Consider the following 11,997-nt stretch of genomic DNA (forward strand, 5'->3'; position numbering starts at 1 on the left):
AATCCGAGGCCTTGCAAGTGCAAGGTCTTTTTTATAGGAAGAAGGGAGAAATCATGAAGGACTGGTCCATGAAAGTGAGCTCCGTGCAAATCGACGCCAATAAAGCGAAAAACGATCCCTACGGCTACGCGGAGAGTTGGATTCACCGAGCGGCACAGGAAGATCCCGACGTGATCCTTCTGCCGGAGAAGTGGAATCTGTTTTCCTCTCCCGAAGATCACATGGAAGGTGCCGATGAAAACGGCGACAAGACGCGGAAGCTTCTCTCCCGCCTGGCGAAGGCGCACCGGGTAAACATCGTCGGCGGTAGCGTGGCGGAAGCCCGAGGCGGAAAACTCTACAACACCTGCCACGTCTTCGACCGCGCAGGAGAAGAAGTCTTGGTCTACGACAAAGCCCATTTATATCAGGCGGGCATCGAACAGGAATTTTACGCGGCGGGGGACGGGATCGGCCTCGTGACGCTGGACGGCATCCACTGCGGCGTGGCCGTTTGCTACGACATGGATTTTCCCGAGTGGATTCGCTGCTACGCCTTAAATGGCGTGGACATCATCTTTGCCGCCTTCGACTGGCCGCCCAAGTGGCTTGGGCACGTGGAGCTTGTGATCCGAAGCCGCGCCATCGAAAACCAATGCTTCGTCGCCGCCGCCGGGCTGTTAAGGCACGACGAGAAAAACGGCGTGAAAAGCGGCGGAAGCGCCCTGGTAAGCCCTAAGGGCGATCTCATGGCCGCCGCGGGAAGCGAGGAGGGCATCGTCACCGCCGCCTTCGAAAAGAGCCTTCTCGACGAAGCCAGAGGCTGGCAACACTTCTTAAAGGACCGGCGCGGGGATCTGTACCGGGAACACGGCCTGTAAGCCATAAGGGAAATGAAACGCCTTCTTCCGAAAGGGAGGGGGCTTTTTTCGTGGCGAAGATAAAATTTTTATAAAAAAATAACAAAGTCGGGCAAGTTCAAATTGAAAAACAATACAATATCGTGTATTATTAAACAAGCGAACGTTTTTATAATCAAAAAACAGGGAGGATTACCATGGATTATTCGAAGAAATACAGTGAAAAATTGATTTCCGCAAAGGAAGCCGCCGCCAAGGTGAAATCCGGCGACCGCGTGGAGCTTGGTTGGGCAGCGGGGATCAGCCAAGCAGTTGACAAGGAACTGGCAAAGCGCGTCGATGAACTGGACGACGTCCTAATCTACGGCGGTTTGGCCTTTGCTGCACCTGAAGTACTTAAAGTAGACCCGGAAGGCAAACATTTCGTTTGGAATTCCTGGCACGCAGGCGGCCCGGAAAGAAAAGCCATCAATGCCGGCCCCGGCGCATTCTACATTCCCCTGCGCTATTCGGAACTGCCGAAATATTACAGAGAAGAAGTCGACATCGACGTGGCCGTCGTTATGACGACGCCCATGGACAAACACGGCTACTTCAACTTCGGTTTAAACACCTCTCACCAAATGGCTATTTTGGAAAAAGCCAAAACCGTCATCGTTGAAGTCAACGAAGCATTCCCCTACTGCCCGGGTAAATGCGAATCGGAAATTCACATCGACAATGTGGACTTCATCGTGGAAGCGGGATCCCTTTCTCCCGTGGAACTTCCCGCATCGGGCTACGGCGATGTAGACAAGAAAGTTGCTGAATTTATCGTCGATGAAATTCCCAACGGCGCTACCCTTCAATTAGGGATCGGCGGCATGCCCAACGCCGTCGGCGCGTTAATCGCAGACAGTGATTTAAAAGACCTGGGCGTTCACTCCGAAATGTACGTGGATTCCTTCGTCGACATGGCGAAAAAAGGCAAAGTCAACGGTTCCAAGAAGACCATCGACAAATACCGTCAAGTCTACGCCTTCGCCGCAGGTAGCAAGGAATTATACGAATACCTGGACGAAAACCCGGAATGTATGGCAGCTCCTGTTGAATACACCAACAGTGCAGGCGTCGTCGCTGAAATCGACAACTTCATTTCCATTAATAACGCGCTGAACGTGGACCTGTGGGGCCAAGTATCCTCCGAATCCACCGGTCTTCGCCACATCTCCGGTGCCGGTGGTCAATTAGACTTCGCACTGGGCGCTTACCTGGCCAAGGGCGGCAAGAGCATTATCTGCTTAAGCTCCACCTTTACCAACAAACAAGGCGAAACCGTCTCCCGGATTCTCCCCAATTTCCAAACCGGCTCCGCCATTACCGTGGCACGTCCCAACACCCACATGATCTGTACGGAATACGGCATCTTCAATGTCAAAGGCCGCAGCACTTGGGAAAGAGCCGAAGGCCTCATTAACTTAGCACACCCCGACTTCAGAGATGAACTCATTAAGAGTGCTGAAGAAATGGGCATTTGGCGCAGAAGCAACAAACGATAAGAAAGAGCCGACTGCGGTCGGCTTTTTTTGTGAGGGAAAACCATGTACGAAACGATTTACAAAGAAAAATTAAAGACGGCAAAAGAGGCGGCGGCCTTAATTAAAGACGGCGACGAAATCGAAATCGGCTTCGGCGCGAATTTCCCCGTGGAATTCGATGCGGCCTTAGCGGAGAGGGCCCACGAGCTGAATCACGTGGCCATACGAAACGGCGTCCTCGTGGATTCCTCTCGCCTCGTGGCCGTGGGCGGGCCCTTTCTGTGGCAGAGCTGGCACGGCACCGGCGATGTGCGCCGCGCCATGGATGCGGGCACGGCCAATCACATTCCCGTGCGCTATTCGGAAATCATTCGCTACGTCACGGAAAACAGGGACACGGACGCGCTGGTCATTTCCGTCTCCCCCATGGACAAGCACGGCTACTTTAATTTCGGCATCGACGGCAGCCACTTTTTCCGCCTGGCGGAAAAGGCGAAGACGGTGATCGTTGAGGTGAACGAAAAGCAGCCGCGGATCTTCGGCCGCACAGAGAGCGAACTGCACATCGATCAGGTGGATGTGATCATCGAGGCCGCGCCCCACACCATGGGCATCCTACCCAATCGGCCCTACGGCGATTTGGACAGAAAAATTGCCGAAATCGTCGTGGAGCGCATGGAAGATGAAGCTACGGTGCAGCTGGGCATCGGCGCCCTCCCCAATGCCATCGGCGATGTGATCGCAGACAGCAGCTTAAAGGATTTAGGCGTGCACACGGAAATGTATGTGGACAGCTTTATGAAAATGACCTTGGCGGGAAAGGTCACGGGCATGAAAAAGACCCTGGATCGGGGGCGGCAAGTTAGCGCCTTTTTAGCGGGCACCGAGGCCCTTTACGACTTCGTCAACGAAAATCCCTCCATTATGGTGGGGCCGGTGGACTACGTCAACGGTGCCGCCACCATCGCCGCCCAGCACAAGATGACGAGCATTAACACGGCGATTCAGGTGAACCTTCGCGGGGAAGTGAGCTCGGAAAGCGTGGGCACGCGGCAAATTTCAGGCTCCGGCGGCCAGTTTGATTTCGCCGTGGGCAGCTACCTGGCCCCGGGCGGCAAGGGATTTATTTGCCTGCGCTCCTCCCGCGTGGACAAAAACGGCCTGCGCCACTCAAACATCGTCCCCGATTTTGTAACGGGCACGGCCATTACCCTGCCGGCCCCGGTGACCCAGTACGTGGTCACGGAATACGGCATTTGCAATTTAAAGGGCAAGAGCCTTTATGAGCGGGCCAAGGCCTTAATCGCCATCGCCCATCCGGAATTTCGCGACGAACTCATCAAGGCCGCCATGAAAAAAGGCTTTTGGAAACCGTGACTTGCAAATTTCCTTTGATTCGTCTATACTGATATCACTGTTAACATTCTTATTAAGAGCGGTGGAGTGACTAGGCACTGTGAAACCCGGCAACCTTTTTTTGGTGCTAAATCCTACAGACGCGACAGGTCTGAAAGATAAGAATGAAAGCCTGCCGCGTGCAGGCTTTTTTTATGGAATCAATGAGGAGGTAAAGATGAATAAATGGTTATTTTCCTCGGAATCGGTCACTGAAGGCCACCCGGACAAGGTGTGCGACCAAATTTCCGACGGAATTTTAGATGCGATTCTCGCAAAAGACAAAAACGCCCGCGTGGCTTGCGAAAGCTTGGTTTCCACGGGCATGGTGGTTATCACCGGTGAAATTTCCACCAATGCCTACGTGGACTTCACCAATGTGGTTCGCCAAACCCTGACGGACATCGGCTACGTTCACGGCGTGCAAAACGGCTTCGAAGCCGAATCCGTGGCGGTTATTTCCGCCATTAAGGAACAAAGCCCGGACATCGCCATGGGCGTGGACCGCTTTAAAGAAGCGGGCACCGAGGAGCTGGACGCTTTCGGCGCCGGGGATCAAGGGATTATGTTCGGCTACGCCTGCAGAGAAACGGAAGAGCTCATGCCCCTGCCCATTTCTCTCGCCCACAAAATGGCCAAGAAGCTTTCCGACGTGCGCAAGGAAGGCACCTTGACCTATCTGCGTCCCGACGGCAAGACCCAAGTCACCGTGGAATACCACGACGGCAAGCCGGTGCGCCTGGAAAACATCGTGGTCAGCACCCAACACGATCCGTCGGTGGATTTGGATACGATTCGTAAGGACATCGAAAAATACGTCATCGACCCCGTGGTCGCCGACAAGTGGATGGATGAAGACACGAAGATCTACATCAATCCCACGGGCCGCTTTGTCGAAGGCGGACCGGTGGCCGATGCAGGTCTTACGGGCCGCAAGATCATCGTGGACACCTACGGCGGCTATGCCCGTCACGGCGGCGGTTGCTTCAGCGGCAAAGACCCGACAAAAGTCGACCGCTCCGCCGCTTACGCCGCCCGCTACGTGGCGAAAAACCTCGTGGCCGCAGGCGTCTGCGACAAATGCGAAATCGGCTTGAGCTACGCCATCGGCATCGCCAAGCCCCTGTCCGTCTACGTGGAAAGCTACGGCACCTCGGATCTTACGGACAACGAAATCGAAGCGCTGGTTCACGACGTATTCGACCTGCGTCCCGCAGCGATCATTCGCGATTTGGATCTTCTGCGCCCCATTTACAAAGACGTCGCCGCCTACGGCCACTTCGGCCGCGAAGATGTCACGGCGCCCTGGGAAGAAACGAACAAGGTCGAAGCCATTCGTGAGGCATTAAAAAACAGAAAGTAGGGACTTTGTGATCATCGAAGGCGTTTTGGATCATATGATCTTTCGAAACGAGGGCAATGGCTACACCGTCGCCAAATTCATTACGGCGGATTCGGACATCGTCATCGTGGGCACGTCCATGGCCTTCCATGAAAAAGAACATTTGCGCCTGGAAGGCGAGCTGATCTACCACCCGAAGTACGGGGAGCAGTTCGCCTTTGATCGGGCGGAAAAAATAAGGCCGCGAGGAAAGGAAGCCATTACCGCTTACCTTTCCGGCGGCCTTATTCCCCATGTGGGAAAGGTGACGGCGAAGCGCATCGTGGCCACCTTTGGCGAGGACACCCTTCAGGTCATCGAAGAAAATCCCGAGCGGCTGAAAGAGGTGGAAGGAATCGGCAAGAAAAAGCTCGCCGTGATTTTGGAAGCCTTAAAAGAGCAGAAGGACATGCGGGATTTCTTTCTGGACGCGGCGGCCTTCGACCTCACCAACAAAGAAGCCATGGCCATTTACAAAGTCTTCGGAAAAGACGCTCCGGCCGTGATCGAAAAAGATCCCTACGCCTTGGCCGGGAAGGTGCGGGGCTTCGGCTTTTTAAAGGCCGATGCCATTGCGAGAAAAATCGGCATGGCGGAAGACGACCCGAAGCGCATCGTCGCCTGCATGAAATACGTCCTGACCAACGGGGTCCTGGACGGCAACTGCTACCTGCCCAAGGACCTTTTAATGGAAGAGGCGGCCCGGGTGTTGAACATGGACGTGGCCTTTGTGGAAGAATTTCTGCAAATTCTCGCCGTGGATCCGGACATCTACCTGGCCCAGCGGGGCGGCGTAGTGAAAATCTACTTCCTCAATTACTTCCGCGCCGAGCAATTGGTGGCGCGGGAAATTAAAAAGCGGGGGAAAGTGGATTTGGCCGAGCACATGGCGGAGGACATGGTCAATGCCGTGTGCGAAAAGCTGGACATGACCTTGGCGGACAAGCAAAAAGAAGCTCTCATGCGGGCCGTGGATTCCCATCTCCTCGTCATTACCGGCGGGCCCGGCACGGGGAAGACCACCACCCTTCGGGCCATCGTCGAAGCCATGGACCGGCTGAATCTTTCCATCGCCTTGGCGGCGCCCACGGGCCGTGCGGCGAAGCGCATGGAAGAGGCCACGGGCCGAAGTGCCTCCACCATTCACCGCCTCTTAAAATACGACTACATCGACGAAGAGGGCACAAACTCCATCGTCTCCGGCGACGACATCGACGCCGACGTGTTGATTATCGACGAGGCCAGCATGATCGACTTGCTCTTGATGCGGGACGTGCTCACGTCCTTAAAGGAAAAGACCCGCCTGATTCTCGTCGGCGACGTGGATCAGTTGCCGCCTGTGGGGGCGGGCAATGTGCTGAAGGACATTTTGGATTCCGGGGAAGTGCCTTCCGTGCAATTGGACGAAGTGTTTCGCCAGGCGGAAACCTCTTACATCGTAAAAAATGCCCACCGCATCAACCATGGCAAGCTGCCTCAGGTTAACGAGAAAGGCACGGATTTCTTTTTTATGGAAGAGAGCGATCCGAACAAAGCCCTGGCGCTTATTTGCGATCTGGTGAAAAACCGCCTCCCCGCCTACTACGGCGTGGATCCCATGGAAGACATTCAGGTCTTGGCCCCCATGAAGAAAGGGATCTGCGGCATCGAGTATTTAAACGAAGCTCTGCAAAAGACCTTGAATCCCGGGAAGAAGGGCCTCGCGAGCCGCGGCTTCACCTACTGCGTCGGCGACAAGGTGATGCAGACGAAAAACAATTACCAAATGCCCTGGAAGTCGCAAAACAAAGTCTTCGACAACGAGGGCGAGGGTGTCTTTAACGGCGACTTGGGCCGGGTGACGGCGGTGGATCCGGAGGGGGCTTGGCTCAAGGTCCTCTACGACGACAGGCTATGCACCTACACGAGCGAATACCTGCCGGAGCTCATGCCGGCCTATGCCAGCACCGTGCATAAGTCCCAGGGATCGGAATTTCCCGTGGTGGTCATGCCCATCTTAAACGGCCCGCCCATGCTCTATACGAGAAATCTGCTCTACACCGGCGTGACTCGGGCCAGGAAACTCGTGGTCATCGTCGGAAGCTTTCAGGCCCTGGACCGCATGGTGCAAAACAATCGCATTCGCTGGCGCTACTCCGATCTGGACAGCATTTTAAAGGAGAAGAGAGAATGGTAAGTGGACTTTTCGCATCGGGAGACTGCGCACTGTGCAAAAAAGAGGCGGCGGCCGAATTTCACCTGTGCGAAAGCTGTTTGGACACCCTCTCTTTTATCGGGGAAGAAATTTACAGCGAAAAGACCTTTCCCGTCTACGCCCTGCTCCGGGAAAACAGGGCGGCGTCTTTTATGATCGAGGGATTGAAATTCCGGGAAGAGCGCTTTTGGGCGCAGGTCTTCGGCGAAATGGCGGCGGATTTTTGTCGCCATACAGGTCTCGGCCCCTTCGATGCCGTCCTTTGCGTGCCCACTTCGGCGAAGAAGCGTCGGATTCGGGGCTACAATCCGCCGGGACTCATCGCCGGCGAGCTGGGGTTGCGGATGCAGCTGCCCTTTGAAGAGGCTCTTTACCTTACGAAGAAAGTGAAGGATCAAATCGGCCTCGGTGCAAAGGCCCGCGCTCTCAATGTGCGTGGCGCCTTCGCCGCGAAAAATGTTTTCGGCAAACACCTTCTTCTGTTCGACGACACCTACACCACCGGCGCAACTCTAAAGGCCGCGGAAATTGCCTGCATGGACGCCGGAGCGGCTTCCGTCACAGGTATTGTGTGCATGAAGGCCCGGGATGTGGATTATGAATAAAGGCAATAAAAAAGCGATCGCTCAAGATAGAGTGATCGCTTTTTTGCGCAACGGATTAAATGTGAATGTCGCCTCGGTAAAACATGACGGCGTGGCCCGATAAATTCACGTGGCCCGGCGCCACATGGGTGTCCAAAATGCCGCCGCGGCGACTGGCCTGATAGGCCAGGATGTCGGGCTTGTTTAATTCCTTCGCCCAGTAGACGGAAATGTGGCAGTGGCCGGAGCCGCAAACGGGATCTTCGTCCACGCCCAGCTTCGGCGCGAAGGAGCGGGAGAAGCAGTCGTATTCCCCGTCCCCCGCCTTCGTCAGGTGGAGCATGGTGCCTTCCAAGGTTTTGATCTTTAAAATATCCGGTTCGTATCCCGTTAAGTCGAAGTCATCTTCCATGACCAAAAGCAGATCCCGGCCCATATAGGCCTCCTTCGGGCGCGCGCCCACGGCCTCGACCATGGCGTCGGTAACGGAAATTTTTTCCAGCTCAAAAGCCGGCAGATCTACATTGTAGATGTCGCCTTTTCGCGTGACGGGCAAGGTGCCGGACTTCGTCTCGAAGTAGATCGTGTCCTCTTCCCGTTCCAAGATCAAAAACACGATGTAGGCGGCGGCAAAAGTGGCGTGGCCGCAAAAATCCACTTCCTCCTCCGGGGTAAAGGAGCGGAGGATGTACTTGTCTCGGTCTTTAACGATAAAGGCCGTCTCCGACAAATTATTTTCATTGGCGATGGCGAGCATCAGCTCATCGGTTAAGAGGCGATCGGGCAGGCAAACCGCGGCGGGATTGCCCTTAAATACTTTTTCCGTAAAGGTATCGACGATAAATTGCTTCATAATAACTCCTATAACTGATCAGAGCACTTGTGTGTGCGATGAGACGAGGCCCGAGAGCAGGGTTTCTTCCCGAGGCCATTGGGCGCCTTTCGTGTGTAAAATGTAGAGGCTCGCCTGAACGGAGCTGCCGAAAAGCAGGATCAAGCCGAAGAGGTAGAGCCACACCAAAAAGATAATCATCCCGGCCAGAGAGCCGTAGGTGTTGGAATAATTGGAAAAATTCGCCACGTAGTAGCTGAACACCGTGTTTGAGAGCAAAATGCCCACGGTGGAAAACAGGGCGGCGGCCAAATGAATGGTGGCCTTAGGCTTCGTGCCTTCGGGCCATTTCGGCGAATAGCGGTAGAGGCAGTAGAAACTTAAAAACATATAGGCCAGGGGCACGAATGTAGTAATCCCCCGAATCAGCTTGTAGGCCTCCGGCGGCATTTGCAGAAACTGAAAAATAAAATGCATGACATTCGAACCGATGACTTGGGTCACGAAAAGCAAAATCACCAGGGCGAAAAGGGCGATGGTGGTAATAAACGACAGGGTCGTGAGGGCCAAAATGCCGCGGTCTTCCGTAATGGACAGGCCGTCGTTGATGCTTTTAATGAGCTGCTTAATCCCTTTGCTCGCCACGTAAATGGTGCCGATTAAGGAAATCGACAAGAGCGCCGAAGACGAGTTCAGTTGCAGATCTTTAAAAAAACTCGCGGCGATGGTTTGTATCTCCGGAGGCAGACTGTCCATAATCTTCGTCACCTTAGAAAGATAGCTGCGGTTCACCGCGTTAAGAATATTTAATAATGCGATAAAAAAGGGGAAGATGGCCAGGACAAAAAAGTAAGACAGGCTCGCCGCCTTTTGTATCAAATCGTTTTTCAATATGTGATAGAAAAGGATATCGAAAAAAGCAAAAGGCTTTTTTGTAACGAAACCTTTGAGTTTCCTTTTCAATTTATTCATAGAATCCTTCTTCCCTCCTAAGGCGATTATAACATATATATGATAGAATAGAGCCATCATGGAGGAGGATTTATGCAATACAACATTTTGGTTTGCGACGACGAAAAGGACATCGTCTCTGCAATAAAAATTTACTTAGAAGCGGAAGGCTACAAGGTATTTCCGGCCTACGACGGCCTCGAAGCCCTGGAAGTCATGAAAGAAGAAGACATTCATTTGGTCTTAATGGATTTAATGATGCCCAATATGGACGGCATGTCCGCCATTTTAAAAATCCGCGAAACCAGCAACATCCCCATTATTATCTTGAGCGCAAAAAGTGAAATTACCGATAAAATCATCGGCCTGAACATGGGAGCCGACGACTACATTATCAAGCCCTTTAACGCCGTGGAACTCATCGCCCGGGTCAATTCCGGCATTCGCCGCTACACCTCCTTGGGCGCGGCGGAAATCGACGACGGCAATTACACCGTGGGCCGCATCAGCTTAAACGACAATGCCAAGGAAGTGCGGGTCGACGGGGAAGTGGCCAATTTAACGCCCCACGAATACAAGATCCTGCGCCTGCTTATGAAAAACAAGGGGCGGGTCTTTTCCAGCGACGAAATCTACGAAATCGTGTGGGAAGAAGCGGCCCACGACGTGAAAAAAGTCATTTCCGTGCATATTTCCCATTTGCGGGACAAGGTGGAAATCAATCCGAGAAAGCCCGATTACATTAAGTCCGTCTACGGCATGGGCTACAAGTTTGAGGACGTGGACTGATGCCCGAAGGCGGCAAGGGGCTTCTCGGAAGAATTAAATCCCGCGCCTACACCTACGCGCGGACTAATTATCTGGAAATCATTTGGGTGGATCTGTGGTTCGTCATGGGATGCTTGAATCTCTTCGCGTCCTTTTTCGGCGGCCTGGCCTACGATCCTTCCCGCTCCGCCTTCTACGGCCTCGCGGCCCTCGTGCTCCTCTTGGCCTTTTGGGGCGTCAAGCTCTTTATGCGGGCCACGACGCGCACCTGGCTCACGGTCAATCTGGTGCGGGAAATAAAAAAAGAAGCCATCTACGGATTCTTCTGCGTCGTGAACGTGATTTTAATCCTGTATTTTTTCATGGTGCTCACGGGCTTTCCCGTGCTCTACGGCATTTTGATCATGCCCGTGTTGCGGCTCATGCTTATGGGGGAAGATGAGGTCGTTCAAAACCGCATCCTCCGCGCCGCCATCGCCGAGACCCAAAGCTATGTGGACATTACGGTGTTTTCGCCCATGATGAAGGAATCCACCTACGAGGCCTTAATGGATCTGACCCGAATCAAAGACAGCATGTATCAGGCGGCCCAGGCCCAGGTGAATTCCCAGAAGATGAAGACGGAGCTCATCACAAACATCAGCCACGATTTAAAAACGCCCCTAACGAGCATCATTAACTACGCCGATATTTTAAGCAAAAAAGACGTCATGGACGACGAAGCGAAAAACTACATCCACATCTTGGGGCGCAATTCCGAGCGGCTCAAGAGCATGATCATCAATCTGATCGAAGCCTCCAAGACCGGCAGCGGCAATGTCACCCTGGAACCGGTGATTATCGACTTCAACGAACTGATCGGCCAGATCTACGGCGACGTTGCCGCCGATTACGAATCGAGAGATTTAAACTTCGTCTACACCTCCGATGCGGAAGACATTCCCATTTACACCGACGGCAATGTCCTGAGCCGGGTCATACAAAACCTCTTTACCAATTGCTACAAATACGCAAAAGAAGGCACCACCGTCACCGCCAATACCTCGGTGGTGGGGGAAAAGATCTACTTCAATATGAAGAACCGGTCGAAAAACAAGATCAACCAGTCCACCGCCGAACTGTCCAGTCAATTTATTCGCGGGGACAAGAGCCGCACCACGGAAGGCAGCGGCCTGGGTCTTTATATTGCAAAAAACTTAGTGGAGATATTAGGCGGCGAATTTCGCATGATTATCGACGGAGACTACTTCCAGGTCTTTATCGAGCTGCCGAAAGAAATTGAATCCAATTAAAAAACCGGACGAGCGTCCGGTTTCTTTATTGTGCGCTTTAGCATGAATAAACCACCAGCTATGCTGGTGGTAGGCGTAAAAAGCTTTAGCTTTAAGTAAAAAAAGAACCTCCCATGATAAAATTATTGTGTTATCGGCAATAAAATATCAAGGAGGTATCCATATGGATAAGAACAGCTTAGCACATACAAGTTGGAATTGTAAGTATCATATCGTGTTTGCACCAAAATATAGGCGGCAAGTT

Annotated in this window: 10 protein-coding genes, 1 pseudogene and 1 riboswitch; of the genes and pseudogenes, 9 read left to right on the forward strand and 2 right to left on the reverse strand. The window is 53.2% G+C overall.

The window, feature by feature from the left end; translation table 11 throughout:
- The first annotated feature begins 53 nt into the window (after positions 1–53).
- The 6 genes from DG046_RS07220 to DG046_RS07245 all read left to right on the forward strand — a co-directional run bounded on the left by DG046_RS07220 (position 54) and on the right by DG046_RS07245 (position 7,931).
- Positions 54–860 (forward strand): nitrilase-related carbon-nitrogen hydrolase, encoded by an 807-nt coding sequence (locus DG046_RS07220; RefSeq protein WP_108831835.1) that lies wholly within the window; start codon positions 54–56, stop codon positions 858–860.
- A gap of 176 nt (positions 861–1,036) precedes the next feature.
- Positions 1,037–2,377, forward strand: a complete 1,341-nt coding sequence (locus DG046_RS07225; protein ID WP_108831836.1) for a butyryl-CoA:acetate CoA-transferase — start codon at positions 1,037–1,039, stop codon at positions 2,375–2,377.
- Between the two features lie 42 nt (positions 2,378–2,419).
- Positions 2,420–3,733, forward strand: coding sequence for an acetyl-CoA hydrolase/transferase family protein (locus DG046_RS07230; protein ID WP_108831837.1), 1,314 nt, complete (start codon positions 2,420–2,422; stop codon positions 3,731–3,733).
- Between the two features lie 46 nt (positions 3,734–3,779).
- Positions 3,780–3,877, forward strand: a riboswitch (SAM riboswitch).
- 52 nt (positions 3,878–3,929) lie between these two features.
- Positions 3,930–5,114 (forward strand): methionine adenosyltransferase, encoded by a 1,185-nt coding sequence (gene metK / locus DG046_RS07235; protein ID WP_108831838.1) that lies wholly within the window; start codon positions 3,930–3,932, stop codon positions 5,112–5,114.
- Between the two features lie 7 nt (positions 5,115–5,121).
- Positions 5,122–7,308: an SF1B family DNA helicase RecD2 gene (recD2, locus tag DG046_RS07240; protein WP_108831839.1), complete on the forward strand. Its 2,187-nt coding sequence runs from the start codon at positions 5,122–5,124 to the stop codon at positions 7,306–7,308.
- Positions 7,302–7,931 carry a ComF family protein gene (locus DG046_RS07245; protein WP_108831840.1) on the forward strand — a complete coding sequence of 210 codons (630 nt, stop codon included), beginning with the start codon at positions 7,302–7,304 and terminating at the stop codon, positions 7,929–7,931. Before recD2 ends, DG046_RS07245 begins: the two co-directional genes overlap by 7 nt.
- Positions 7,932–7,986: 55 nt before the next feature.
- On the opposite strand, the gene DG046_RS07250 is transcribed toward DG046_RS07245, so the two are convergent.
- Positions 7,987–8,763 carry a PhzF family phenazine biosynthesis protein gene (locus DG046_RS07250; RefSeq protein ID WP_108831841.1) on the reverse strand — a complete coding sequence of 259 codons (777 nt, stop codon included), beginning with the start codon at positions 8,761–8,763 and terminating at the stop codon, positions 7,987–7,989.
- Between the two features lie 18 nt (positions 8,764–8,781).
- The gene (locus DG046_RS07255) at positions 8,782–9,714 is read right to left on the reverse strand and encodes a YihY/virulence factor BrkB family protein (protein WP_159082096.1); all 933 of its coding nucleotides are present in this window, start codon (positions 9,712–9,714) and stop codon (positions 8,782–8,784) included.
- 72 nt (positions 9,715–9,786) lie between these two features.
- On the opposite strand from DG046_RS07255, the gene DG046_RS07260 reads away from it, so the two are divergent.
- The 3 genes and pseudogenes from DG046_RS07260 to DG046_RS07270 all read left to right on the forward strand — a co-directional run.
- Entirely contained in the window at positions 9,787–10,482 is a 696-nt protein-coding gene (locus DG046_RS07260; RefSeq protein WP_108831843.1) for a response regulator transcription factor, read from the forward strand.
- Positions 10,482–11,753, forward strand: a complete 1,272-nt coding sequence (locus DG046_RS07265; protein WP_108831844.1) for a sensor histidine kinase — start codon at positions 10,482–10,484, stop codon at positions 11,751–11,753. Before DG046_RS07260 ends, DG046_RS07265 begins: the two co-directional genes overlap by 1 nt.
- Positions 11,754–11,916: 163 nt before the next feature.
- A pseudogene (locus DG046_RS07270) lies at positions 11,917–11,997 on the forward strand (IS200/IS605 family transposase); the annotation flags it as partial.

Origin of the sequence: Aedoeadaptatus coli, assembly GCF_900343085.1 — a bacterium.
GTDB lineage: Bacteria > Bacillota > Clostridia > Tissierellales > Peptoniphilaceae > Aedoeadaptatus > Aedoeadaptatus coli.

What these genes read in the sequence shown, in the direction of transcription:
- DG046_RS07255 (WP_159082096.1), bottom strand. Translation starts at nt 9,714, where the DNA reads ATGAATAAATTGAAAAGGAAACTCAAAGGTTTCGTTACAAAAAAGCCT.
- DG046_RS07230 (WP_108831837.1), top strand. Translation starts at nt 2,420, where the DNA reads ATGTACGAAACGATTTACAAAGAAAAATTAAAGACGGCAAAAGAGGCG.
- DG046_RS07225 (WP_108831836.1), top strand. Translation starts at nt 1,037, where the DNA reads ATGGATTATTCGAAGAAATACAGTGAAAAATTGATTTCCGCAAAGGAA.
- DG046_RS07250 (WP_108831841.1), bottom strand. Translation starts at nt 8,763, where the DNA reads ATGAAGCAATTTATCGTCGATACCTTTACGGAAAAAGTATTTAAGGGC.
- DG046_RS07265 (WP_108831844.1), top strand. Translation starts at nt 10,482, where the DNA reads ATGCCCGAAGGCGGCAAGGGGCTTCTCGGAAGAATTAAATCCCGCGCC.
- DG046_RS07260 (WP_108831843.1), top strand. Translation starts at nt 9,787, where the DNA reads ATGCAATACAACATTTTGGTTTGCGACGACGAAAAGGACATCGTCTCT.
- metK (WP_108831838.1), top strand. Translation starts at nt 3,930, where the DNA reads ATGAATAAATGGTTATTTTCCTCGGAATCGGTCACTGAAGGCCACCCG.
- DG046_RS07220 (WP_108831835.1), top strand. Translation starts at nt 54, where the DNA reads ATGAAGGACTGGTCCATGAAAGTGAGCTCCGTGCAAATCGACGCCAAT.
- DG046_RS07245 (WP_108831840.1), top strand. Translation starts at nt 7,302, where the DNA reads ATGGTAAGTGGACTTTTCGCATCGGGAGACTGCGCACTGTGCAAAAAA.